24 protein-coding genes, 1 tRNA gene and 1 pseudogene are annotated in these 24,796 nt (G+C 63.7%); 16 read left to right on the top strand and 10 right to left on the bottom strand.

Translation table 11 applies throughout. The features are described 5' to 3' along the window. Positions 1–161 precede the first annotated feature (161 nt). Together pgeF and pepN are read right to left on the bottom strand one after the other, a co-directional pair. Complete coding sequence (gene pgeF, locus L5849_RS10330) at positions 162–824, bottom strand: peptidoglycan editing factor PgeF (RefSeq protein ID WP_236925510.1); 663 nt, start codon at positions 822–824, stop codon at positions 162–164. Further along, positions 825–3,482 (bottom strand): aminopeptidase N, encoded by a 2,658-nt coding sequence (pepN, locus tag L5849_RS10325; protein ID WP_236925509.1) that lies wholly within the window; start codon positions 3,480–3,482, stop codon positions 825–827. It lies immediately after the preceding gene. A 42-nt stretch (positions 3,483–3,524) separates the two neighbouring features. Here pepN and L5849_RS10320 point away from each other — a divergent pair, with 42 nt between their 5' ends. Continuing rightward, a complete protein-coding gene (locus L5849_RS10320) occupies positions 3,525–4,310 on the top strand; it encodes an SDR family NAD(P)-dependent oxidoreductase (protein ID WP_236925508.1) in 786 nt (261 codons plus the stop codon). On the opposite strand, the gene L5849_RS10315 is transcribed toward L5849_RS10320, so the two are convergent. Together L5849_RS10315 and L5849_RS10310 are read right to left on the bottom strand one after the other, a co-directional pair. Beyond that, positions 4,294–5,238 carry a DMT family transporter gene (locus tag L5849_RS10315; RefSeq protein ID WP_236925507.1) on the bottom strand — a complete coding sequence of 315 codons (945 nt, stop codon included), beginning with the start codon at positions 5,236–5,238 and terminating at the stop codon, positions 4,294–4,296. The two genes, L5849_RS10320 and L5849_RS10315, sit on opposite strands and share 17 nt — an antisense overlap. Continuing rightward, positions 5,235–6,230 carry a low specificity L-threonine aldolase gene (locus tag L5849_RS10310; RefSeq protein ID WP_236925506.1) on the bottom strand — a complete coding sequence of 332 codons (996 nt, stop codon included), beginning with the start codon at positions 6,228–6,230 and terminating at the stop codon, positions 5,235–5,237. The genes L5849_RS10315 and L5849_RS10310 overlap by 4 nt, the downstream gene beginning before the upstream one ends. A 55-nt stretch (positions 6,231–6,285) precedes the next feature. Here L5849_RS10310 and L5849_RS10305 point away from each other — a divergent pair, with 55 nt between their 5' ends. Next, entirely contained in the window at positions 6,286–6,582 is a 297-nt protein-coding gene (locus L5849_RS10305; RefSeq protein WP_115415644.1) for a GNAT family N-acetyltransferase, read from the top strand. Here the strand turns inward: L5849_RS10305 and L5849_RS10300 are convergent. Together L5849_RS10300 and L5849_RS10295 are read right to left on the bottom strand one after the other, a co-directional pair. Beyond that, the gene (locus L5849_RS10300) at positions 6,579–8,108 is read right to left on the bottom strand and encodes a PH domain-containing protein (RefSeq protein ID WP_236925505.1); all 1,530 of its coding nucleotides are present in this window, start codon (positions 8,106–8,108) and stop codon (positions 6,579–6,581) included. The genes L5849_RS10305 and L5849_RS10300 overlap by 4 nt on opposite strands. Beyond that, on the bottom strand, positions 8,105–8,572 hold the full coding sequence (locus L5849_RS10295) for a PH domain-containing protein (RefSeq protein ID WP_115415643.1): 468 nt from the start codon (positions 8,570–8,572) through the stop codon (positions 8,105–8,107). The genes L5849_RS10300 and L5849_RS10295 overlap by 4 nt, the downstream gene beginning before the upstream one ends. 95 nt (positions 8,573–8,667) lie before the next feature. Here L5849_RS10295 and L5849_RS10290 point away from each other — a divergent pair, with 95 nt between their 5' ends. Then, on the top strand, positions 8,668–9,564 hold the full coding sequence (locus L5849_RS10290; protein WP_236925504.1) for an SDR family oxidoreductase: 897 nt from the start codon (positions 8,668–8,670) through the stop codon (positions 9,562–9,564). 215 nt (positions 9,565–9,779) lie between these two features. On the opposite strand, the gene L5849_RS10285 is transcribed toward L5849_RS10290, so the two are convergent. Beyond that, positions 9,780–9,854 (bottom strand) — tRNA-Thr (locus L5849_RS10285). Between the two features lie 114 nt (positions 9,855–9,968). Here L5849_RS10285 and L5849_RS10280 point away from each other — a divergent pair. From L5849_RS10280 to L5849_RS10235, 10 genes are all read left to right on the top strand, one after another. Continuing rightward, a complete protein-coding gene (locus tag L5849_RS10280; protein WP_236925503.1) occupies positions 9,969–10,112 on the top strand; it encodes a hypothetical protein in 144 nt (47 codons plus the stop codon). A gap of 134 nt (positions 10,113–10,246) precedes the next feature. Beyond that, positions 10,247–10,933 carry a 2,3-diphosphoglycerate-dependent phosphoglycerate mutase gene (gene gpmA, locus L5849_RS10275; protein WP_236925502.1) on the top strand — a complete coding sequence of 229 codons (687 nt, stop codon included), beginning with the start codon at positions 10,247–10,249 and terminating at the stop codon, positions 10,931–10,933. Between the two features lies 1 nt (position 10,934). After that, entirely contained in the window at positions 10,935–11,417 is a 483-nt protein-coding gene (gene purE / locus L5849_RS10270) for a 5-(carboxyamino)imidazole ribonucleotide mutase (RefSeq protein WP_236925501.1), read from the top strand. After that, complete coding sequence (locus tag L5849_RS10265; RefSeq protein WP_115415639.1) at positions 11,417–12,472, top strand: 5-(carboxyamino)imidazole ribonucleotide synthase; 1,056 nt, start codon at positions 11,417–11,419, stop codon at positions 12,470–12,472. Before purE ends, L5849_RS10265 begins: the two co-directional genes overlap by 1 nt. Beyond that, on the top strand, positions 12,469–12,963 hold the full coding sequence (locus tag L5849_RS10260) for a dihydrofolate reductase (protein ID WP_236925500.1): 495 nt from the start codon (positions 12,469–12,471) through the stop codon (positions 12,961–12,963). Before L5849_RS10265 ends, L5849_RS10260 begins: the two co-directional genes overlap by 4 nt. After that, positions 12,963–14,141, top strand: a complete 1,179-nt coding sequence (locus L5849_RS10255) for a dipeptidase (protein WP_236925679.1) — start codon at positions 12,963–12,965, stop codon at positions 14,139–14,141. Before L5849_RS10260 ends, L5849_RS10255 begins: the two co-directional genes overlap by 1 nt. Next, on the top strand, positions 14,138–15,064 hold the full coding sequence (locus L5849_RS10250; protein WP_236925499.1) for a bifunctional riboflavin kinase/FAD synthetase: 927 nt from the start codon (positions 14,138–14,140) through the stop codon (positions 15,062–15,064). The genes L5849_RS10255 and L5849_RS10250 overlap by 4 nt, the downstream gene beginning before the upstream one ends. Before the next feature lie 46 nt (positions 15,065–15,110). Then, positions 15,111–18,215 (top strand): isoleucine--tRNA ligase, encoded by a 3,105-nt coding sequence (gene ileS / locus L5849_RS10245; protein WP_236925498.1) that lies wholly within the window; start codon positions 15,111–15,113, stop codon positions 18,213–18,215. Further along, positions 18,212–18,763, top strand: coding sequence for a signal peptidase II (lspA, locus tag L5849_RS10240; protein WP_236925497.1), 552 nt, complete (start codon positions 18,212–18,214; stop codon positions 18,761–18,763). The genes ileS and lspA overlap by 4 nt, the downstream gene beginning before the upstream one ends. Continuing rightward, positions 18,760–19,170 (top strand): DUF3035 domain-containing protein, encoded by a 411-nt coding sequence (locus L5849_RS10235; protein ID WP_067691920.1) that lies wholly within the window; start codon positions 18,760–18,762, stop codon positions 19,168–19,170. The genes lspA and L5849_RS10235 overlap by 4 nt, the downstream gene beginning before the upstream one ends. 275 nt (positions 19,171–19,445) lie before the next feature. On the opposite strand, the gene L5849_RS10230 is transcribed toward L5849_RS10235, so the two are convergent. Beyond that, positions 19,446–20,765: a hemolysin family protein gene (locus tag L5849_RS10230; protein WP_115415634.1), complete on the bottom strand. Its 1,320-nt coding sequence runs from the start codon at positions 20,763–20,765 to the stop codon at positions 19,446–19,448. Positions 20,766–20,952: 187 nt separating this feature from the next. Between L5849_RS10230 and L5849_RS10225 the strand changes: the two genes are divergently transcribed. Next, complete coding sequence (locus L5849_RS10225) at positions 20,953–21,648, top strand: OmpA family protein (protein ID WP_236925496.1); 696 nt, start codon at positions 20,953–20,955, stop codon at positions 21,646–21,648. Between the two features lie 213 nt (positions 21,649–21,861). On the opposite strand, the gene L5849_RS10220 is transcribed toward L5849_RS10225, so the two are convergent. Further along, positions 21,862–22,629 (bottom strand): 3'(2'),5'-bisphosphate nucleotidase CysQ, encoded by a 768-nt coding sequence (locus L5849_RS10220; protein ID WP_236925495.1) that lies wholly within the window; start codon positions 22,627–22,629, stop codon positions 21,862–21,864. A 119-nt stretch (positions 22,630–22,748) separates the two neighbouring features. Here L5849_RS10220 and sucC point away from each other — a divergent pair, with 119 nt between their 5' ends. Continuing rightward, positions 22,749–23,948 (top strand): ADP-forming succinate--CoA ligase subunit beta, encoded by a 1,200-nt coding sequence (sucC, locus tag L5849_RS10215; RefSeq protein ID WP_236925494.1) that lies wholly within the window; start codon positions 22,749–22,751, stop codon positions 23,946–23,948. A 19-nt stretch (positions 23,949–23,967) separates the two neighbouring features. On the opposite strand, the gene L5849_RS10210 is transcribed toward sucC, so the two are convergent. Then, positions 23,968–24,480, bottom strand: a complete 513-nt coding sequence (locus tag L5849_RS10210) for a DUF6265 family protein (protein ID WP_236925493.1) — start codon at positions 24,478–24,480, stop codon at positions 23,968–23,970. A 201-nt stretch (positions 24,481–24,681) separates the two neighbouring features. On the opposite strand from L5849_RS10210, the pseudogene L5849_RS10205 reads away from it, so the two are divergent. Continuing rightward, positions 24,682–24,796 (top strand): annotated as a pseudogene (locus tag L5849_RS10205) (electron transfer flavoprotein subunit beta/FixA family protein); the annotation flags it as partial.

Below are 24,796 nucleotides of genomic sequence, written 5' to 3'. Positions count from 1 at the left end.
GAAGCCCCCAACGTGCCCGGTTTGGAGGCGCCTCTAGCCGCTATGCGACAGGTTGCCAACCGCCATTTTGGCAAGCATTGTGCACTGGCATGCAAGAGCCTGGGAATTGGCGCCCCTATGCGGGAGTGCCTGTCGGCCCATACGCATTGCGTGGGGGAGGCTCAGGCGGGCACAGCAATGACGCTGAGCTGCCGCCCCTCATCCGCTTCCGCGCGATGGGTTGCGCGGCGGAACGAGAAGAAACGGTCGGGCTGCGTATAGGTGTCCTCGGCGAGGTCCTCGATCCTGAGGACACCCGCGGCCTGCAAGCGGTGCGCGACATAGGCAGGCAGATCGAACTGGTAGCGGCCTGGGCGGCCGACTGCGAAGAATTGCTCGTCCCCGTCCCCGAATTGTTCGCGGAATTGGTGATCGACCTCGTAACTTGCCTGCGCGATAGTCGGACCGATCGCCGCGCGGATAAGGTCACGACGCGCACCGAGCGAGATCATCGCCTCGACCGTATTCTCCAGAACGCCGGATCGTGCCCCGCGCCAGCCGGCATGCGCCGCGCCCACAACCCCTGCCTCCGGATCGGCGAACAACACCGGCGCGCAGTCGGCGGTGACGATGCCGAGCACAAGGCCGGGCCGATCCGTGCACAAGGCATCGCCCTCGGGCCGCTCCCGCCACGGCTCCGCGACGTGATACACCGTGTTGGAATGCACCTGCTCAAGCCGAACCAGCGGCGCGCGCGGAAGAATCTCGCCGACATCGAGCCCGACAGCGGTCGAGAACCCGTGCGGGATCGCCTGCAGCAGGCCTGCTTTCAGTATCTCCGCCATTCAGCCCCGCCCTAGAGAACGGGCGACCTGTTCGAACGTGTCGCGCGACAGCTTGGGCGCGGCGGCGATCCGTTCGAGCGCCTCGCGCATCAGTTTCGCGCGTTTTTCCTCGATACGCCGCCAGCGTCCCAGCGGCGGGACGAAGCGAGCAGCCGTCTGCGCATTGATCGGGTCGAGTTCGAGAATAAGATCGGCGATCATCGCGTAGCCCTCGCCGTCCTCGGCATGGAAGGCGGCAGGATTGGCGGCGAAGGCCATATAGAGCGAGCGCACGCGGTTGGGATTCTTCAGCGTGAAATCGGGATGGTCGCGCAGTGCCTTCACATGCTCGATCGCCCGCGGATGCAACGAGCCTGCCTGGATCGCGAACCATTTGTCGATCACCAGCGCATTATTCTGATAGCGATTGTAAAAATCGAGCAATTTGCCGGTACGCTCGGCGCTATCGAGCCCGGCCAGCACCATCAACGCGCCCTGCCGATCGGTCATATTGTCCGCGCGATCGTATTGGCGGGCTGCCAGCTCGACCGCCTTGGCGGGATCGCTGGCGGCGATATAGGCGAGCGCCAGGGTCTTCACCTTGCGTGCCCCCTTCGCCCCCGCGTCGAGCGAGAACGGCATGTTCTCCGTGCGGGCGTATAGTTCCTGCAAGGACCCCGCCAGCCGTGTTCCGAGATCGGCTTTGAGCGTCTCGCGCCGGGCATGAATGCGCCCCGGATCCGCCACCAACATCTGTTCGGCGACATATGTCGCACCCGGCATCATCAAGAGCTCACCGCGCATCAGATCGTCGAGCTGGTCGTCCTCCAACACCGACCGCATGGCCCGCGCGATATCTTCACACGCCGCCTCGCGCTCATCGTTATCGAGGCCGTCCGTCACATCCGCGACGAGATGCCCGGTCATCAGTTCCTGCATGGCCTCGTAGCGGGCGAAGGGATCGTCATCCTTTTCCGCAAGAAAAACCAGCTCTTCGCGCGATACGTCCCGCTCGATCGTCACCGGCGCCGAGAACGTCCGGTTGATCGACAGGATCGGCTTTTCGGTAAAGCCATCGAACGTCACCTCGACGCGATCCTCGTCGAGAATCACAAGCTCTTCCCCCCTATGCGCACCGCTTGCACGATCGAACAGAGCGAGCTTGAGCGGGATGGGCATCGGCTGCTTTTCGCTCTGGCCTGGAGTGGCGGGAACGGTCTGCGTCAGCGTGAGCCTGGCCGTTTCACCCTCGTGCTCCAGTGTCACGCCGACCCTGGGCGTTCCGGCCTGCGAATACCAGCGGCGGAACCGAGTGAGATCTAGTGCCGCGCCGTCCTCGATCGAGCTGACGAAGTCTTCGCAAGTCGCCGCCGCTCCATCGTGGCGGTCGAAGTAAAGATCGGTCCCTTCGCGGAAGCGCTCCTCGCCGGCCATGGTGCGCATCATGCGGATCACCTCGGCGCCCTTGTTATAGACGGTCGCGGTGTAGAAATTGCTGATCTCGCGGTAGGAATCGGGGCGGATCGGATGTGCCAGCGGCCCCGAATCCTCCGGAAATTGCACCCCGCGCAGAATCCGCACATCCTCGATCCGCTTGACCGGCTCGCTCCCCATATCGGCGCTGAACAACTGGTCGCGCAGCACGGTGAAACCTTCTTTCAGGCTCAGCTGGAACCAGTCCCGGCAGGTAATGCGATTGCCCGACCAATTGTGAAAGTATTCATGCCCAATAACGCCCTCGACCCCGTCATAATCGCCATCGGTGGCGGTTTCGGGGTCGGCGAGGACGTATTTGGTGTTGAAGATATTGAGGCCCTTGTTCTCCATCGCCCCCATGTTGAAATCGCTCACGGCGACGATGTTGAACAGGTCGAGATCGTATTCGCGCCCGAACACCTCCTCGTCCCACTTCATCGAGCGTTTGAGGCTTTCCATGGCGTGTTCGGTGCGATCGAGGTCGCCTTCGCGCACCCAGACATTCAACTCTACCTCGCGGCCGCCCATCGTGGTGAAGCTGGCGCTGCGCGCGACGAGATCGCCCGCCACCAGCGCGAAGAGATAGGACGGCTTGGGCCAGGGATCGTGCCATTCGGCCCAATGGGTATCGCCCTCCTCGCCGGTCGCCACCCGGTTCCCGTTGCACAGCAGTACCGGGAACCGATCCTTGGAGCCGCTCATCCGCACGCTGTAAGTGCTCAGCACGTCGGGCCGATCGGGAAAGAAGGTGATCCGGCGAAAGCCCTCTGCCTCGCACTGCGTGCACAGCATGCCGCTGGAGGCGTAGAGCCCCATAAGCTGCGAATTGGCACTGGGGTCGATTTCGGTCTCGATACCAATCTCGTGGGCATCGCCCGGAAGTGTCAACACGAGATCATCCCCATCCATCACCCAGCTTTGCGTCGGTTCGCCATCGACGGTGACGCTGGTTGCCTCGATCCCGTCGCCATTGAGCCGGATGGTCGCCGAACGGTCGGCCTTGGCATTGCGCGCGATCGTGAGGGTGGAGCGCACCCGTGTGCAGTCGATGCCGAGGTCGAAGTTGAGCCGCGTCTCCGACACGATCCAGGGAAAGGGCCGATAATCCTCGCGCCGGATTTCGGGCGGATTCTTGGGATCGACGGCAGCGTCGGCCATTTCCGGATTTCCGTCGGGATTGGAGGGGGTGCGCGCGATATCCATGCTTTTCCTGTCAATTGCGGGATCACCGGCTAATACGCTCCGATGGCCCGATTGTTCATCTTCGGCCTCGGCTACACGGCGGGGCGTTTTGCGCAAGAGATGCGCGCCCGCGGCTGGCATGTCGATGCCACGGGAAGCGCGGGAAACATCGATTTTTCGAACAGCAAATCGGTGGTCGCGGCAGCATCGCAGGCAAGCCATGTGCTGAGTTCGGTCCCGCCTTCCGATGGCAGCGACCCCGTACTCGACCGCTATGGCGATGCGTTGACGGACAAATGGCTCGCTTATCTGTCCTCGACCGGCGTCTATGGCGACGCACAGGGGGCTTGGGTCGACGAGGCATCGCCTACCGGTGGCGGACGGCGCACCGCGCGCGCGGATTGCGATGCGCGCTGGTTCGAAGAAGGGGCACGGGTGTTCCGCCTTCCCGGCATTTATGGCCCAGGTCGCAGCGCGCTCGACCGGGTGCAAGGCGGGAACGCCCACCGGATCGACCTGCCCGGCCAGGTCTTCAGCCGCGTGCATGTCGACGATATAGTGTCCGGCGTCGTTGCAGCGATCGAGAGCGATGCGCTGCCGGGCGCCTACAATCTCGCCGACGATCTCCCGACCAGCCAGAATGCCGTAATCGAGGAGGCCTGTCGGTTGCTGAACGTCGCCCCTCCCCCGCTCCAGACCATCGAAGAGGCGAAACTGTCGCCCATGGCGCGCGGCTTCTATGCGGAAAATCGCCGGGTCGCGAATGGCAAGGCGAAGCGCGTCCTCGGCTGGGTGCCGAAATATCCTACATTCCGCGAGGGGCTGGCCGCGCTTACGGTTCGGGCGTAGCGCGTCTTGGCGGGGCGCTGGCACGTCCGCGCATCGCGACGACCATGCCGATCAGGGTGATGATCGCCCCGGCAGCCGGTAGAGCGCCCCACTGAAACCCCTCGAACAGGGTGGAGAGCACCATCGCCACGATCGGAACGATCACCGAACTGTAGGCGGCCTGCCCCGCCCCGACCTTGCGCACAAGCCCGTAATATAGGGGAAAGGTCACGACCGAACCGGCCAGCCCGAGATAGAGAATGCCGAGCGAATAGGAGGGTCGCATGTCGAATTGCGGGAGGCCATCGATCGCGAGGGCATAGACGGTGTTGATTGCCACGCCGATTGCCATCGACCACGCGAGCAGCGCCAGGAAAGGTTGCTTCTTCGCACCGTCCATCGCCTGCGTGATGTTGGCGATGCTCGCCGAGAGAATTCCGCCGACAGTCAATCCCGCGCCCAGCAGGACCTCTTCGAGCGTGGCGGGGGATGAGCGCCATTCATGCGCGAAGAGCAGCGCCACGCCAAGCGCCGCGATCGCCGATCCGAGCACGAAAGCGCCGGTAATCCTCTGTCCGAGCAGAATACGCCCCAGCACTGCATTGGGCACAACCAATAGGGCGAACATCACCGCGACGAGGCCCGAGGTAATGTAGCTTTCCGCATTGTAAACGAACCCGAAATTGAGCGTGAACTGGAACAGGCCGAGCATGACCGCCCAGCGCAGCCCGCCAGGCGCGAGGCGCAGCGGTTCCCGCCGCATCGCGGCAAGTGCGAACATCCCGAAGGAAGCCACGAGAAAACGATAGGAGATCGACCAGCTCGCCGGAACACTCGCTATCTGGTCGCGGATGACCAGCCAGGTCCCGCCCCAGATCAGGCTGACCAGCAGAAAGGCAGCGAAATTGCGCGGGGTGAAGAGGCTTTCGGCCTCGGTCGGCGAGTTCATAAGCTCGCTATCGCTTTGGCGAGCGATAGCGCATCCTCCTCACGCGTGTTCCAGGCGGTGACGAAGCGCGCGGCATTTTCACCCCAGTCATAAAAACCGAAGCCCCGGTCGCGCAGCGCCTCCCTTTCCGCCACCGTGCAACGCACGAAGAGTTCGTTAGCCTCAACCGGATACAGCAGGCGCCCATCGCAGGCCTGCGCGATCTCCTGCGCGGCGGCATTGGCGTGACGCGCATTGTGCAGCCAGATATCGCCTTCGAGCAGTGCGTGGAGCTGCGCCGCCAGGAAACGCCCCTTCGATTGAAGATGTCCGGCGCGTTTGCGCCGATACCGTGCGACATCGGCGAGGTTCTGGTCGAAAAAGACAATTGCCTCCGCCCCGAGCCCGCCATTCTTGATGAACCCGAAGCTGAGCGCGTCGACCGGCCCCGCCGCAGCGGCAGGCGCGCAATCGAGGAAAGCGACTGCATTCGCGAAACGCGCGCCGTCCATATGCAGGCCCAGCCCGCGTTCGCTCGCCAGCGCCGCAATCGCCTCCACTTCTGCCGGTCGGTAGCTGCAACCGTACTCGCTCGCCTGGGTGATCGAAATGGCATGGGGCTGGACTTGATGAACATCGTTGCGGATCGGATCGATCGTATCGCGGATCGCCCGAGGGGAAAGCTTGGCCCCGGCGCCCTCGCACAGCATCAGCTTGGCCCCATGGAGGAAGAAGCCGGGCGCACCCCCCTCGTCTACTTCGATATGTGCGTCTTCGTGACACACGACCGCGCCATGCGGCTGGACCAGTGTAGCCAGCGCCAGGCAATTCGCTGCCGTCCCCGTCGCCGTCCACAGCACGGTACACGGCTTGTCGAACACCTGTGCGAAACGCTCGTCGAGCGCGGCGCTCAGCGCATCGCCATCATAAGGCGAATCGGGCGAATCCGCCGCTTTAAGGGCTTCCCACACGGTTGGGTGGACCGCAGCGGCATTGTCGGACAGGAACTGCATCGGAACGCCCTTAACTGCCGGAGCATTGCTTGCACAGAAGGGAAAGTTCGAAAGGATGAAAGTGGAACGGATCGAAATCGAAAGGCAAAACTCTGCGGATAGCGGAGCCTATCTCGCAGTCGGCGCAAGCGGTACAGAAGCCGGGAAGCTGACCTGGACCTTGCGCGACGGGGCGCGGGACGCACAGCATACGATCGTGCCCTCGCATATGCGCGGCCACGGAATCGCCGCCCGGCTGGTGGACGCCCTGATCGAGGATGCCCGCCGGGAAGGGTTCACCATTATCCCGAGCTGCTCCTACGTAGCCGCGCAGTTCGAGCGCCATCCCGAATGGGCCGATCTGCGCGCCTAGGCGCGAACGGTCTGGCCCTCGACCATCTCGGAGAAATCCTGCTCGGCCATGCTATCGAGCACGGCATCGCGTATTCGGCGGGCTTCCACAAGCGGAAGCCCGCGAATGCTCAAACGCCCACCTGCCAGACCAAACCGCAGGTCGGCATAGCCACGCAGTCGCGCCAGCGGATTGCGGACAATCTCGACCGATTGGAGCTTGCCGCGCGAGGCGATGGCGAGATCCGGCGCGAACCAGCCGCGGCGTGTGTAAAGCTGCCCGGCATCGATCGCATGGCGGCCCCAGCGCCAGGCAAGGTATTCCTGAAGCGCCATCCAGCCTCCGCCTATGAACACCAGCAGCGCGAGTAATCCGTGGCCGAAGGCAAGGACCACTGCCGAAATAGCGAGCATCGAGCCAAGGCCGAGAAGGATATTGTCGGTCCGGTAGGCAGGCATTGCGCGGTGCCAATCGAGAGCGTGGTCAGGCAGCGAAAAGCCGGTCTCCGCGACCACCGGTGCGATTTCCTGCATCTGCGCGAAGGGCACCGCCTCGTGATTGGCCGAGCCGCTGTCGCCGGCAAGGCTCACAAGCTTCAGCGCATGCCAGCCGAACAGGCGGCGGACGAATCCCGTCCTTACCCGCAGCGCCTGCACACGGTGCACCGGCATGACGAGATCGGTCCGCGTCACCAGTCCGCGTCGCCGTCGCAGGCCCTTGTCGGTTCGTTCGAGTCGGAAATCCCATTCGCGCATCACAGTCCGGACCACACCCGTCACCACGCCGACGAGCAGGAGCGACCCGACCGCGAACAGACCACCGATTACTTGCGCAAGAAAACCGAGTCCTGCCAGCCATTGTCCCGGACCGGCCAACTGTTCGCGCCAGGCTCTCCAGTCCCAGATTTCGAACGGCAGCAGGAAATCGATCTGACTTGCGAAGCCGCCGACAACGGCCACGACAGCAAGCGAGAACTCGAACAGGCCGAAGGTGACGACGCGCCGGGGCGACATGGCGAAGAGCAACCGGCTCTCTTCGGTCGACGCGGGCACCTCGTCATCGGATTGCTCCAGCACGGCACCTTCGCGGCGGGTACGCACCAGTTCGCGCAGACGCTCGCCCTCGCTTTCCGGAAGATAGGCCAGCGTGAGATCGTCTCCGCCGCCCGCGCCGGTCTCAAACTTGACCTCGACCAGGCCGAACAGGCGTGGGACCAGTTTCTGCTCGAGGCTGACATCCTGGATACGCTCGTAAGGAACGGAGCGGGCGGCGCGCGACAATACGCCGCTGTCGACCCTTATATCCGCTACGCCCACCGAATAGGTCAGCCTGCTCCATCGCAGATATGCGAACAGGATATTCGCCCCCACCACTGCAAGGACCAGCGGCAGGAAGAACAGGATCATGTCATCGAATTCGCCTTCATCGAGAATGGCGAAGCCGCCGATCATGATCGGAATGACGAGCTGCGACAACAACGAGACCGCACGTACCGCAAAGGTGCGCGGATCGGTCCGGCGCGGTGTATCGTCTGTGTTTCCGCTCACCGCGTGTCGCGCCGGATTGCCGCGCGGATATTCTCGCGCATGGCAGTCGCGTCCTCATGCCTCAGGCCCGGCAGCGACACCGAGGCGTTGTGCGTACCCGCAGTATGCACGGTCAGTGTGGACAGGCCGAAAACGCGCTCGAGCGGGCCTTGGCCGACATCGATATGTTGGACCCGCCCGAAAGGCACCACCGTGTCGGTACGGAAAAAGATGCCGCGTACGACCCGCAGGCGTTCTTCCGCTAGCGAGAAGCCGGTCGCATGGTAGCGCCGCAGGGGAACACGGATCAGCGCGTAGGCAGCCACGAATAGGGCGGGGATCCACACTGCACCGGTCCAGCCGGGAATCGCCATCTCGGCAATCGTCGCCGCGACAAGCAGGACGAGCGCGGCAATCGCCAGCTGCAAGCGCAGCATCGATTTGTAAGCGGGGTCGAGCTGGGTGAGATCGTCGGCGTCGTCCATGGCGTTCTAGCTAGGCAATACAGCCAGGTGATTCAATTGGGTATTGCGCCGACATTCGAGTAGGACTCTGCCCGGGCAGAGGGGAGGATATAGCGATGGATATTTCAAGGCTGATGTTTCGCGAAGGACTGATGGAGGGCGAACGCATCCTCGTCACCGGCGGCGGCACCGGACTTGGCAAGGAAATGGCCGAAGCCTTCCTCAAACTTGGCGCCGAAGTGCATATCTGCGGGCGGCGCCAGGGCAAGCTCGACGAGGCGGCCAGGGAACTCGGCGAGAGGCACGGCGGAAAGATCGTCGGGCATGCTTGCGATATCCGCGATCCCGATGCGATCCACGCCATGGTCGATGCGATCTGGGACAATGGAGCGCTGACCGGCGTAGTGAATAATGCCGCAGGCAATTTCATCAGCCGGACCGAGGATTTGTCGGTCAACGGTTTCAATGCGATCAGCGATATCGTCTTTCGCGGCAGCTTCTACATCACGCTCGATGTGGGCAAACGGCTGATCGAAGAAGGCCGCAAGGCCAGCTTCCTCTCCATCCTGACCACGTGGATATGGAACGGCGGCCCCTTCGTGGTGCCGAGCGCCATGAGTAAGGCGGGTCTCAATGCGATGACCCAGAGCCTCGCGGTGGAATGGGGCCGCTATGGCTTGCGCTTCAATGCCATCGCGCCAGGTCTATTCCCCACCGACGGGATGAGCGCGCGCCTTTCACCCGGCGGTGGGGGCGGCAATTCTCATGATGATATGAACCCGATGGGCCGCCATGGCGAAATGCACGAAATCGCCAATCTCGCAGTGTTCCTGATGGGGCCGGGTGCGGCTTGGGTGAACGGCCAGACGATCGCCATCGATGGCGGCGGTTTTCAGGCGCATGGCGGCACCTTCTATGCCGCGCTCAAGGATATGGGCGACGAGCAGTGGGAAGCGATACGCGCGATGATCAAGGGCACGAATGCCAAGGATAAGGCCGATAGAAGCACCTGATTGCTTTTCGCACCTGCTGCAGGCGGGCGGGCGCCCTTGCCATCCACTAGTCACGGCCGGGGCAACAGCTGAACTGATAGAGGGTGATTTCCGAGCCGAAGGCGAGGCAAGCGCGACTGCGCGCCCGCAGCGACGCGACCTTCAGGTCGCGTGAGCGAGGAAAGCCAAGGCTGCGGATGCAGCCGCCGGCGCCTGAGGCCAACAAGGACGAAAAATGGTGCTGCTGGGGAGGATTGAACTCCCGGCCTCACCCTTACCAAGGGTGCGCTCTACCACTGAGCTACAGCAGCACGTCGTGCCCGCCGGAAATGCCAGCGGGGTGGAGGCGCGCGCTAATGGCAGACGCGGCGCATAAGTCAACCTTCGCTTGCGGCTGGAGCCGATTTTCGCAAAAGGAATGCGCCATGAACGCCCAAAACGACAAGATGGCGCGCGAGGAGCGCCTCGCCGCGAAACTTCGTGAGAACCTGCGCCGCCGCAAGGCGCAGGGGCGGGAAATGCGCGAATCGGACGAGCAGGGCCTTTCCAAGGACGATGCGGCCAGCTAACGCGCCTTGCTCATTGTTGTCCCGCTTACGCGGGGGTGCGGTTCCAGCCCACTCCCCCACCCGGCCACCCGGATAGTATCTTGCCGTGGGTGCCGGGCGGGGGGAGTGGGCTGGAACCGGAAACGGGAGCAGATATGTCGAAACTCATCCTTGTCCGCCACGGCCAGAGCGAGTGGAACCTTGCCAACCGCTTCACCGGCTGGTGGGATGTCGACCTCACGGAAAAGGGTGTGGCCGAAGCGCGCGAGGCAGGCGAGCTGATGAAAGCCAAGAGCGTGCTGCCCACCACTGCATTCACCAGCGTCCAGAAACGCGCGATCAAGACGCTCAACATCGCGCTCGAAGCCTGCGACCGCCTGTGGATCCCGGTCACGCGCGACTGGCACCTGAACGAGCGCCACTATGGCGGGCTGACCGGCCTCGACAAACAACAGACGCGCGAGAAGCATGGCGACGAACAGGTCCATATCTGGCGCCGCAGTTTCGATGTCCCCCCGCCCGAACTCGAAGCGGGTAGCGAATTCGATCTGTCTGACGACCCGCGCTACGCCGGGATCGACGTGCCGCGTACCGAAAGCCTCAAGCTCACCATCGAGCGCGTGCTGCCTTATTGGGAAAGCGCGATCCTGCCGCAACTCGGCAAGGGTGAAACGGTTATCATCTCCGCTCATGGCAATTCCTTGCGCGCGCTGGTGAAGCATTTGTCGAACATTTCGGACGACGAAATTACCGGTCTCGAAATCCCGACCGGCCAACCGATCGTCTATGAATTCGACGGCATGCAGGTGTCGGGCGACCGCTACTATCTGAAGGATGCCTGAGATGAACGCCAAGGTCGCCATCGTCATGGGCAGCCAGTCCGACTGGGACACCATGACCTGCGCCGCCGAGGTGCTCGAGGAACTGGGTGTCGAAAGCGATGTGCGCATCGTCTCGGCCCACCGCACGCCGGATCGCATGTATGCTTTCGCCAAGGGCGCGGCGGATGCGGGCTTCGAGGTAATCATCGCCGGCGCCGGAGGGGCTGCACACTTGCCCGGCATGATCGCCGCGCTGACCCATGTTCCGGTGCTTGGCGTGCCCGTGCAATCGAAGGCTTTGTCGGGCGAGGACAGCCTGCTTTCGATCGTCCAGATGCCCGCCGGCGTGCCGGTCGGAACACTGGCCATCGGCAAGGCGGGCGCGACCAATGCGGGTCTGCTTGCCGCCGCGATCCTCGCCAATCGCGATCCCGCGCTTTCGCGGCGCCTGCAGGATTGGCGCGCGGCGCGCAGCGCGGCCGTGACCGAGCGCCCCGTCGACTGATGCTGCAGCGCGGTTCGACAATCGGTATCCTCGGCGGTGGGCAACTTGGCCGAATGATGGCCGTGAGCGCCGCGCAATTGGGCTATCGCTGCATCGCCTACGCGCCCGAAGGCGACAATGTCGTCAATCAGGTGTGCGACGATCTGTTCGTGAACAAGTGGAACGAAACAGCAGCCCTTGCCGCCTTTGCCGCGCAATGCGACGTAGTCACCTGGGAATTCGAGAACGTACCCGTCGCCACGGCCACGGCCATGCCGGAAGGACGCATTTTTCCGCATCCACGCGCGCTCGAAACCGCGCAGGATCGCCTCGCGGAGAAACGCTTCGTGGAAGGGCTTGGCGGCCGACCCGCCGCTTATGCACGGGTCGACTCGCGCAGCGATCTCGAAGCGGCGGTCGATCGGCTGGGTGCGCCCGGCATCCTCAAAACCCGGCGCGACGGCTATGACGGCAAGGGCCAGTGGCGGATCGGATCGGACCGCGATGCGCAGGGCTTGCATCTCCCTGACGTTCCTTTGATTTACGAAGGGTTCGTCGAGTTCGAGGCCGAATTCTCGATCATCCTCGTGCGCGGACAGGATGGCGAAATCCGGTTTTGGGATTCGGCGCGCAACACGCATGAAGGAGGCGTTCTGGCCGCTTCCACCCTGCCCGCAGGCGACATCATCGAAGCCCAGGTGGACGAAGCGCGCGAGCTGGCCCGCCAGGTCGCCGATGCGCTGAAATATGTCGGCGTGCTGACGCTCGAATTCTTCGCCACGTATGAAGGGCCGATCTTCAACGAGATGGCGCCCCGCGTGCATAATTCCGGCCACTGGTCGATCGAGGGCGCTGTCACCAGCCAGTTCGAGAACCATATTCGCGCGGTCGCAGGTTTGCCGCTCGGCGATACCGCAACAGTCGCGAAGGCCGTCACCATGACGAACATCATAGGCGCGGACATCACGGCCTCGCAGGACCACCTCGCCGCGCCCGACACGCATCTGCACGATTACGGCAAGGCGAAGGTTCGCGAAGGGCGCAAGATGGGCCATGTGACCCGGCTGGAACGGTGAGCCTGTTCCTGATCTATGCCCGCGCGGCCAATGGCTGCATCGGCAAGGACGGCGCGCTGCCGTGGCACCTGCCCGCCGATCTGAAGCGCTTCAAGGCGCTGACCATGGGCCAAGAGAACCAAGGCCTGCCGATGATCATGGGCCGCAAGACCTTCGAGAGCCTGCCGGGCCTGCTGCCGGGCCGCCGCCATATCGTGCTGACTCGCCGCGAGCGCTGGGATTCGACCGGCGCGGAAGTTGTGCGGTCGGTCGAAGAAGCGCTGTCTGTCGCAGGAGACGGCGACGTGGCCGTCATCGGCGGCGCTGCGATATACGACGTGTTCAGGGAACATGCCGACCGCATCGAGCTGACTGAAATTCACGCAGACTTCGAGGGCGACACTTTCATGAAACCGCTCGGTCCGGAATGGAACGTGATCGGCCGCGAGGATTTCGCAAGCGAAGGCGACCTTCCTGCCTATAGCTTCGTCACGCTGGAGCGCGCGGCGTGATGCGCAAGCTGCTCTACGGCCTTCTTGGCGTGATACTCATCGCACTTGCCGGGTTCTTCCTGCTCGTACCGGGAATGGCCGAGCGGGATATGAACCAGATCGACGGCAAGCCGCTCATCGAAGTGTCCGACGAGGCGAAGGCGCTGCATGCAACGCTCGATATCGTCGATCTTCATGCCGACACGCTGCTGTGGAAGCGCGATATGCTCGACCGGGCGGAGCGCGGCCATGTCGATCTGCCGCGGCTGCGCGAAGGAAACGTGGCGTTGCAGGTCTTCTCCAGCGTTACCAAGACGCCGCGCGGGCAGAACTACGATTCGAACTCCGCCGATAGCGACAACATCACCCTGCTGGCGATCGGCCAGATCCAGCCGGTGCGGACCTGGCGCAGCCTGCTCGAACGTTCGCTATGGCATGCCGAGAAACTGGAGCGTGCGGCGGCAAGCTCGCGCGAGGAACTCCGGCTCATCCGCTCTCCGGCCGACCTCAAGGGGCTACTCGGTCGCCGCGCGGCAGAGAACAAGGGCATTGGCGCCCTGTTCAGCGCCGAGGGCCTGCAGAGCCTCGAAGGCGATCCCGACAATCTCGACCGGCTTTATGCGGCAGGCATGCGCATGGCGGGCCTCACCCATTTCTTCGACAACGAACTTGCCGGATCGATGCACGGGATCGAAAAAGGCGGGCTCACCCCGATGGGACGCGATGTGATCCGCCGGATGGAGCGCATGGGGATGATCGTCGACATCGCCCATTGCAGCCACCAGTGCGTCGCCGAAGTGCTCGCCATCGCGACACGCCCCGTAGTCTCCAGCCATGGCGGCGTGCAGGCGACCTGCGAGGTCAACCGCAACCTCACCGACGAAGAAATACGCGGCGTCGCCGACACCGGCGGGATCATCGGCGTCGGCTATTGGGAAGGGGCGGTGTGTGACACCTCCCCGCGCGCGACCGCGAAGGCGATGAAGCATATTCGCGACCTCGTGGGCATCGAGCATGTCGCGCTGGGCAGCGACTATGACGGCGCGGTCACCGTGCGCTTCGACACCTCGCAGCTAACTCAGATGACGCAGGCGCTGATCGACGAAGGGTTTGCCGAGGACGAGATTCGCGCGGCAATGGGCGGCAATGCGCTGCGTGTGATCGGCGAAGGGCTGGTGCCGCAGGAGACCACGCGATGAGATGGCTCGATCACCGCGAACCGCTGCCCGAGAGCCTGCGCGGCGCGATCATCGCATTGGGCAATTTCGACGGCTTCCACCTCGGGCACCAGGCCGTGGCGGGAGAGGCGATCCGCTGGGCGCGCGCAGAGGGCCGCCCCTCGATCATCGCGACCTTCGATCCGCATCCGGTGCGGCATTTCAAACCCGATGCGCCGCCCTTTCGTCTGACCACGCTCGAACAGCGGCAGGAGCACTATATCGCCGCCGGGGCAACCGCGATGCTGGTATTCCATTTCGATGGCGAACTGGCCGGAACCACGGCAGAGGATTTCGTGGGCAAGCTGCTCGGCGATCATCTCGGCGTCGCGGGCGTCGTTACCGGCGAGGATTTCACCTTCGGCAAGGCGCGCGGCGGCAATTTCGACAAGCTGGTGAGCCTCGGCAGGGATGCGGGGATCGAGGCGCGCGCAGTGCCGCCGGTGATGGATGGCGGCGAGCCCGTATCCTCCAGCCGCGTGCGCGATGCGCTGCGCGAGGGCGATCCGCAGGAGGCCGCGCGCCTGCTCACCCGCCCCTTCGCCATTCGCGGCGTGGTTCAACACGGCGACAAGCGCGGGCGCGAGATCGGCTATCCCACGGCGAATCTGCCGGTCGAGCATTATCTGCGCCCGAAATATGGCGTCTACGCAGTGACCGGGCGCATCCTGTCGACCGGGCAGGAACTCAAGGGCGCGGCAAATATCGGCGTGCGCCCGCAATTCGACCCGCCCAAGGAATTGCTCGAGCCCTATTTCTTCGATTTTTCCGGCGATCTCTACGGGCAGGAAATCGAAGTCGCCTTCCACCACTTCCTGCGCGGCGAGGCGAAGTTCGATTCGCTCGACGCCCTGATCGCGCAGATGGAGCGGGATTGCGACGAGGCGCGACGCCTGCTCGGCTGACCGAAACTCTTTCCACCGCGCGCCAATTCGGTTAGCGGCGCACCTCATGTCCGAGAAGCGCGATTACAGAGACACGGTTTTCCTCCCGAAGACCGATTTTCCCATGAAGGCCGGCCTCCCCGCAAAGGAGCCGAAGATTGCCGCGCGCTGGGAAGAGGAAGGCCTCTACCGTCAGATGCGCGAGGCGCGCGCCGGGCGCGAGAAATTCATCCTGCATGACGGCCCGCCTTACGCCAATGGCGACATGCATATCGGCCATGCGCTCAACCACACGCTCAAGGACATGGTCTGCCGCACGCAGAACCTGATGGGCAAGGACGCGCCCTATGTGCCGGGCTGGGACTGCCATGGCCTGCCGATCGAATGGAAGGTCGAGGAGCAGTACCGCAAGAAGAAGCGCAGCAAGAACGAGGTCCAGCCGAAGGAATTCCGCGCCGAATGCCGCGCCTATGCCCAGAAATGGGTCGATGTGCAGCGCGAGCAGTTGAAGCGGCTCGGCATCATGGGCGACTGGGACAATCCCTACCTCACCATGCAGTTCGAGAGCGAGGCAACGATCGTCGCCGAGCTGATGAAGTTCGCCGAAGCGGGCAATCTCTATCGCGGTTCGAAGCCGGTAATGTGGAGCCCGGTCGAGGAGACCGCGCTGGCCGAGGCCGAAGTCGAATACGAAGACCTGACCGACAGCCCGCAGATCGACGTAGCGTTCGAAATCGTGGAAAGCCCGATCCCGGAACTGGTCGGCGCGCATGCGGTGGTGTGGACCACCACGCCGTGGACGATCCCGGTGAACCAGGCTTTAGCCTATGGGCCGGAGGTAAGCTACGGAATTGTCGAACCCACAGGTATCTCTCGAACCGGACGAGGCGGTGATCGCGAAAAGGACATGGCAGACGCTTGGAACCGAGCGTCTCCCATCCTCGGGAAGAGATTTCTCATTGCCACTTCGTTGCTACCAGAATTTCAGAAGAGATTGGACGCCGCGGTAGGCGCAACTGTACTGATCACCGGCACTTCTCGGCATAGGGGCTCCGACCTCGCCGGGACCGTTGCCCGCCATCCGATCTACGACCTCCTCAAAAATCGTCAGCCCGGACTTGATCCGGGCCAGGGCTTCTCTTCTTCGAGCGATACGCCCGAAGGCCGCACCACCCCGGATCAAGTCCGGGACGACGACGGAAGTGAGGTCGCGGCGTGGGAAAAGGCGCTCGCATTCTACGCCAAGCCCCGCCCCTTCCTGCCGGGCGATTTCGTCACCACCGATAGCGGCACGGGCCTCGTCCATATGGCACCCGACCATGGCGAGGACGACTTCCTGCTGTGCCGCGAGCATGGGATCGAGCCGGTTTTCGCGGTCATGGCCGATGGGCGCTATCGCGACGACTGGCCGTGGCTCGGCGGCGAGGACGAGCGTCGGCGCAGCGTCATCAACAAACCGTTCAACGCGCCCGAAGGCCCGATCTGTTCGGACCTGCGCGAAGCGGGCGCGCTGCTATCGGCGAGCGCCGATTACGAACACTCCTACCCGCATAGCTGGCGCTCGAAAGCCAAGGTCATCTATCGCTGCACGCCCCAATGGTTCGTGCCGATGGACAAGGATCTCAGTACCGCAGCTCCCCTCCCCGCTGGGGAGGGGCCGGGGGTGGGGGGGGCCGCGCCCGCGACCGCCGAACACCCATCCCCAACCCCTTCCCTGGAGGGAAGGGGCTCGACGCTTCGTGAAATCGCCATGTCCGAGATCGAGCGCGTGCGCTTCGTGCCCGAAAAAGGGCGCCGCCGGATCGGCTCGATGGTCGAGGGCCGCCCCGACTGGGTACTCAGCCGCCAGCGCGCCTGGGGCGTGCCGATCACGCTCTTCGTGCGGCCTGACGGTTCCTATCTGCAAGACCCGGACGTCAACGCCCGCGTCGTCGCCGCGGTGCGCGAAGAGGGCGTCGATGCTTGGGATGAAGCACGCAAACCCGAATTCCTCGGCCCCGAGCACGATCCGGACGAGTTCGAGATGGTCACCGACATCCTCGACGTCTGGTTCGATTCGGGCTGCACCCACGCCTTCACGCTGGAAAGCGGGCGCTGGCCGGCGTTGAAATGGCCCGCCGATCTCTATCTCGAAGGCAGCGACCAGCATCGCGGCTGGTTCCAGTCCTCGCTGCTCGAAAGCTGCGCCACGCGGGGCCGCGCGCCTTACGACCAGGTGCTGACCCACGGCTTCACCATGGCGAGCGACGGGCGCAAGATGTCCAAGAGCCTCGGCAACACGATCGATCCGCTCAAGGTCATGGAACAGTACGGCGCGGACATCATCCGCCTCTGGGCTCTCAGCGTCGATTCGACCGAGGATCACCGCATCGGCGACGAGATCCTCAAAGGCACGGGCGACCAGTACCGGAAGCTGAGGAACACCTTCCGCTATCTGCTCGGCGCGCTCGACGGCTTCGTCGGCGATATGAGCGATGTCGGCGAAGTGCCCGAACTGGAGCTCTATGTCCTCGCGCTGCTCGCCGATCTCGACGGCAAGCTGCGCCAGGCGGCGGAGAATTACGACTTCACCGCCTATACGCGGCTGCTGGTCGATTTCTGCAACGAGGACCTTTCGGCCTTCTACTTCGATATCCGCAAGGACGTGCTCTATTGCGAGGGGCCGGACAGCGTGAAGCGCAATGCCTATCGCACCGTGCTCGACCTGCTGTTCCACGCGCTGGTACGCTACGCCGCGCCGGTGCTGGTGTTCACTGCCGAGGAAGTGTGGTCGACCCGCTATCCCGATGGGGGCAGCGTCCATCTGCTCGAATGGCCACAGGTTCCCGGGGTCGGCGCAGATGGCGCCAAGTGGGACAAGCTGCGCGCCCTTCGCGAAGATGTGATGGAAGCGATCGAGCCGCTGCGGCGCGAAAAGGTGATCCGCTCGGGGCTGGAGGCCGACGTGGTCGTGCCCGCCGCGGCGGTGCCCGAAGGGTTCAGCGACGCCGATCTGGCCGAACTGTTCATCACCGCGTCAGTCACGCGCGGCGATAGCGATATGGTGACGGTCACGCGGACAAACGAAAGCAAGTGCGGGCGCTGCTGGCGCCTGCTACCATCGGTCGAGGAAGATGGCGATCTGTGCGATCGCTGCGAACCCGTCGTCGCGCAATGGGATGCCGCCCGATGAACGCCGTGCTGAAAAACCGCCTGATCGGCTGTGTGGTCGCGCTGGCGATCTTTGCCGCCGATCAGTGGAGCAAGAATTACGTTACCAAGGTGCTCGGTATCGACCGGGTCGGCGACGCCATGGAACTTCTGCCGATCTTCGACCTGCGCTTCACGCGCAATTTCGGCGTGTCGCTGGGTATGTTCGAGGCGACCAGCCCCGAAATGCGCTGGGGCCTGGTCCTCGTCACCGCGCTGATCGCGCTGGTCGTGACGGTGTGGATGCTGCGCGAAAAACTGCTCGGCGATATCCTGGCCCTGTCGCTGATCCTCGGCGGGGCTCTGGGCAATATCAAGGACCGGTACGCGTTCGGCTATGTCGTCGATTTCGCCGATCTGCATTTCGGGGATTTCCGCCCCTTTCTGATTTTCAACGTCGCCGATGCGGCTATCACCATCGGCGTAGTCATCGTCCTTGCGCGGGCCTTCTTCATGCGCGACAAGGATGAACAAGAGGTCGATGGCCTCATGAACAACAAGGCGGCCGACGCCGCGGAGAGCAAGCAATGACCCAATACGCCCGTATCGCCCTGATCGCCGGCCTCGGCGCCATGACCGCAGCCTGCGGTGGCGGGGGCCTGCTCAACCGTGACCGGCCCGACGAATTCGCCGTGCAGCGCCAGGCTCCCCTGGTGGTGCCGCCCGAATTCAACCTCGTTCCTCCGCAGCCCGGCGCCCCGCGCCCGGCCGAAGGCAGCGCCGCACAGCAGACACTCGAGGCGCTGTTTGGCGGCCCTCAGGCACGCAGCGGCGTGGAGACGAGCCTGCTCGAACGCGCCGGAACCGCGGCACCTGGAATCCGCAGCGCGGTGGGTGACCCGGATACCGCGACTGTCGCCAAGGGCAGCGTGACCCGCGACATCATTGCCGCGCCCGAAGGCGACGGTGCGAGCGCGAGCGCGGTGATCCCCGGGTAAGGGGGTTTGTTTTGCGAACCCGCCTCCGCGGGTTCGGCTTCGCTAGACGTGCAGCAAGCTGCACCCGCTGCGGTGCGGCCGCGTGGCCTTGCCGGGCCTCCCCCGGCCCGGATCTGGTGCGAATCCTCATGTTGGCGAAAGTTCCGAACCATAGGCGAGGCAAGAGCGACCGCCTGCCCGCAGCGATGCGACCGTCAGGTCGCGTGAGCGAGGATAGCCTAAGGGCCCGGTCGGGTCCGCCGGCGCTTGAGGCCAAATAAAAAACCCCTCTTCTCTTACCCTACCGACCCTGGAACGGCATCGTTCTCGCGGCTCACCAGCAGCTTGTCGATTCGTCGACCATCCATATCGATCACCTCGAAACGCCAGCCCTGATCGGTAAAGTAATCGCCTTCACCCGGAAGGCGCTTCAGGACATGCAAAGCATAACCGGCAGCCGTGCCAAATTCGCGGTCCTCGCCATATTCGATCGCCAACCGATCAGCGAGAACATCGGCCGAAAGCGAACCTGAGACGAGAAGGCTGCCATCCTCACGTTCGACGATGCCCGGCGCTTCGCCCGGATCCTGATCGCTGACAAAATCGCCGACCAGCGCGGTCAGCAGGTCGACCGGAGTGACGATTCCGTCGAGATGTCCATATTCGTCGTGGACCATGGCCATGGCGACTTCCGCCTGCTGCAACACGCGCAGCGCATCGACCGCGTCGAGCTGGTCGGGCACGACCTCCGCCTTGATCATCAGCGACTGCAGATCGATAGGCTGCTTCGCCACGAGCCGGGTCAGGATCTCGCGCACCTTCACCACGCCCAGGACCTTGTCGGGCGACCCTTCCGCCACCGGCAGCAGCGAATGAGGGCTTTCATCGAGCACGGCGCGAATCGCATCTTGATCGGCCTCGATGTCGATCCAGTCGACTTCGGTACGCGGCGTCATCAATTCACGCACGGGCCGCTGCGCGAGGCGAACGACGCCCTGCAACATCTGATGCTGCTCATGCTCGATCACACCCGAGCGCGTCGCCTCGGCGAACAGCATATGGAGTTCTTCGGCGGTCACGGCGCTCTGACCCGCCGGCCTTACGCCAAGCAAACGAATGAGTGCGCCAGAGGATATATCCAGCAACCACACCACCGGCGCGGCGATTCGCGCCAACATCTCCATGGGCCGTGCCATGACAATCGCGATCGGCACCGCAGCGCGCAGCGCGACCTGTTTGGGCACCAGCTCGCCGACCACGAGGCTGAGATAGGTCGTCACGGCAATGACTGCGGCAAAGCCCGCCTCCTGCGCCCAGCCGGTCGGGAAACCGATAGCGGCCAGACGCTCGCCCACGGGGCCGCCAAGGCTCGAGCCTGAATAAGCACCGGCGACGATCCCGATCAACGTGATCCCGATTTGCACGGTGGAAAGGAACTTGCCTGGCTCCGCCGCCAATTCCAGCGCAATCTTCGCGCCGCCGTTCCCCTGCTGCGCCGCCGCCCTGAGGCGGGCGGTACGGGCAGAGACGATGGCCAGTTCGCTCATGGCAAACACGCCGTTCAAGACGATCAGCCCGGCAATGATCAGCAGGTCGGTCCAGGGAAAGGGTGTCACAGGGCGGGGGCTAGCACAAAACCTGCCTCGTGCCAGCGGGCTGCGCGACTTATCTGCAATTGCGCTGGAACGCTGCGGTGACTGAGCGGTTTGGGGAGATGTGACGCGGGTGGGCGCGTCCGGTACCGTTCGCCCGGCCTCGGCCCCCTAATTCGGGCCTGGAGCTACACATGATGGGGAATATCATATGAAAAAGTCGCGCATTCTTACCGCCAGCCTGGCCGTCGTATCGCTTATGACCGTTTCGGCCTGTGTCACCGATCCCAATACCGGCGAGAGAAAAGTCTCGCGCACCGTGCTCGGCGGGGCCGGGGGCGCCATCGTCGGAGGCCTGCTTGGCGGGGTGATCGGGGGCAAGACCGGGCGCATCATCGGCGCGGCCGCAGGCGGCGTTGCCGGCGGCGCGGTCGGTTACAAGATGGACCAGCAGATCAAGGAACTGAAAGAACAGACCGCCGGGTCCGGCGTCGACGTTTCGGAAACCGATGGTGGGGAAGCGATCCTCGTCAACCTGCCCGACGGCGTGACCTTCGCCACCGGAAGCTATACCATTTCTCCGGGCTTCCGCGATTTGCTCGACCGTGTGGCCAGCAGCCTCACGCAATATCCCAACAGCCTGATCGATGTATACGGCCATACCGACACGGTCGGTTCGGCGCAGTCAAACCAGCGCCTGTCCGAACAGCGTGCGCAAGCGGTGTCGAACTATCTGATCTCGCGCGGAGTCAGCTCTTCGCGAATCCGCTGGATGGGTTTCGGCGAGACGCGGCTCAAAGTTCAGACCGGTGACAATGTGAACGAACCGCTCAACCGGCGTGTCGAAATCAAAATCATTCCTTTCGACGAGCAAGATGTGCAGGCAGCGCAGGGACAGGGATACTAGACGCCCGCCCTTCGCAATATCCGCAACCATTCGGGGTCGGCCTTCGGGTCGGCCCTTTTTGCGTGGGGTCAGGACCTCCGTCCTGACCGTTCTGCACCGGCCCACCCCCCACCCGGCCACCCATAAGTCACCGTGCCGTGGGCGGCCGGGTGGGGGGTGGACCGGTGCAGCCGCAAGCTATCGACGGAGGTCGGTGGCGCACCTCATATCAGCCTACCCAAGCCGCTTCGCCAGGCGCTCGACAGCCGCTCCATGAATATCGGGCGCGCTGACCAGCACTCCGAAAGCACGCGGATCGCGCTTGTTGTAATCCAGCTTGTTGCCATAGGCGTCGCTAACCGCGGCCCCCGCCTCGCGCGCGATCATTCCGGCAGCGGCGATATCCCATTCGAATCCCCAGCGCACCGTCGCGACAAGGTCGGCCTCGTCGGCGGCGACCATCGCAATACGCAGCGCAATCGAATTGGGCTGGTCGACCGTGATCAGATCGCCATCTGTCTTGGGCAAAGCAAGCGCGGGCACGCGCGATCCGGAAAATTCCTGTCGCTTGCTGGCATGGAGCCTCTCGCCGTTGCGAAATGACCCTTGACCGGCAACGGCCTGCCAGACTTCCCCTCGCGCCGGCGCGCACAGCGTACCGATGAGCGGCCGACCGGCGCTGATCAGGGCGACGGAGACCGCCCAGCCGGTTCGTCCGCGAATGAAATCGCGCGTACCGTCCACGGGATCGACCAGCCAGATCAGGTCATGGTCGAGACGAGACGAATCGTCGGCGGTTTCCTCGGACAGCCATCCGGCCGAAGGGAGCAGCGCCCCCAGCTCTCGCTTGAGAAAGGCATCGACCGCCAGGTCCGCCTCGCAAACCGGATCGCCGGGTTTCTTCTCCCATGAATCCAAGGCGTTCCCCGCCCCCGGCCACAGGCCGAAGGCGATCCGTCCCGCTTCGGAGACGATGGATTCCAGGCGCTTGCTGTCGATCATGGGTGCTCGAGCCGCCAATGTACCGGAAAGTCGGTCTTTTCAAGCGCGCCCAGACATGCTTATGGCCCACGCGACACTCACCTCCCCCACGCGCATCACGCGAAGGACGACGCTTCGACATGAACATTCACGAATATCAGGCCAAGGAACTGCTCGCGAAATACGGTATCGGCATCCCCGCCGGTCATGCCGCGCTGACCGTGGAGGAAGCGGTCGAAGGTGCCAAGCAGCTGCCGGGTCCGCTTTATGTCGTCAAGGCGCAGATCCACGCGGGCGGCCGCGGCAAGGGCAAGTTCAAGGAACTCGGCCCGGATGCGAAGGGCGGCGTGCGCCTTTCGAAGAGCATCGAGGAAGTCGAAGCCAACGCCAAGGAAATGCTCGGCAACACGCTGGTGACCATCCAGACCGGCGATGCGGGCAAGCAGGTCAACCGCCTCTATGTCACCGACGGCGTCGACATTGCCTCGGAATATTACCTCTCGATGCTGGTCGACCGCGCCACGGGCCGCGTCGCCATGATCGTTTCGACCGAAGGCGGCATGGACATCGAGGAAGTCGCGCATTCGACGCCGGAAAAGATCACCACCATCACCATCGACCCGGCACAGGGCTTCATGCCGCACCATGGCCGCGCGGTGGCCTTCGCGCTCAAGCTGACGGGCGATCTCAACAAGCAGGCGCAGAAGCTGGCCAGGCAGCTTTACACCGCCTTCATGGATCTCGATTGCGAAATGCTCGAGATTAACCCGCTGGTCGAAACCGAGGACGGCAACCTGCTCGTCCTCGACACCAAGATGAGCTTCGACGGAAACGCGCTGTTCCGCCACAAGGATGTCGAAGCGCTGCGCGACGAGACCGAGGAAGACCCGGCCGAAGTCGAAGCGAGCGAATACGATCTCGCCTACATCAAGCTCGACGGCAATATCGGCTGCATGGTCAACGGCGCAGGCCTCGCCATGGCGACGATGGACATCATCAAGCTGAACGGTGCTTTCCCCGCCAACTTCCTTGACGTGGGCGGCGGCGCGACGACCGAGAAGGTCACCGCGGCATTCAAGATCATCCTCAAGGACCCGGCGGTCGAGGGCATCCTCGTCAATATCTTCGGCGGCATCATGAAGTGCGACGTTATCGCCAACGGTATCGTCCAGGCAGCCAAGGACGTGAATCTCTCGGTGCCGCTGGTCGTGCGCCTCGAAGGCACCAATGTCGAAGAGGGCAAGGCCATCCTCGACAATTCGGGCCTCCCGATCGTCAGCGCCGACGATCTGGGCGACGCTGCCCGCAAGATCGTTGCCGAGGTGAAGCAGGCGGCCTGACCGGCCGCCACGCTTCGGCTCAGTTCATCCGCTCGAAGCGGAAAATCAGTTCGTTGATCTCGCCGCCATCGCTCTTCACGCGCACGGCGGCGAGTAACCCGTTCTCGCCCTCACAGCGCAAGGTCAGGGAGCGGAAATAGGCCGCGCATGGCTCCATGGCGATGAGGCGGAAGGTGAGCATGTCATCCTTCTCCTCCCATCCGGTCAGGTCGGCATTGAAGTGCTTGAGGCGCAGGACCAGCGTGCCCGCCTCTTCCATCAGGTAGAGATGCTCGGTGAAGCGAATCGTCTCCGCATCGGCTTGCTGGACGAAGGTGCCGACCATCGTTCCACCTGTCGGCGGAAGCCAGCTTTCATAGGCAGGCTGGCCGCCAATCCCCTCTCCTGCCCACTGGCCTATCAGCCAATCCATTTGCTCCAGCGTTGCCGGAGGCGGTACGTGATCCTTCGGGACCGTGCGGGTTTCCTGACTCAAGGCGGGAAAGGAAACCAGTGCCGCGGCACTCGCCACGATAAGGGGCCAAACGCGCATGAAGCACCTCCTGTCTTGGACCGCGAAACTATGCGTCGTTCCGACCATAGTAAAGACTGACCCATACGCGGCTTGACCTGCCCTGCGCGCCGCGCGAGGGATCGGTAAAGTGTCATGTCCCGCCTCCCCGCGTTACTTGACGTTTACGTAAACGCAAGTTAGGCGGGCGGCACAGGTTTCAAGTCGAGAGGAAGGTATTGCATGAAAATCCTCGTCCCCGTGAAGCGGGTGATCGATTACAACGTCAAGCCGCGCGTGAAGGCGGATGGGTCTGGCGTTGATCTTGCCAACGTCAAGATGAGCATGAACCCGTTCG

This window comes from Erythrobacter sp. SN021 (assembly GCF_021864455.1).
The sequence above is the reverse complement of the archived record's forward strand: the minus strand, read 5'-3'. Positions and strand labels throughout refer to the sequence as shown.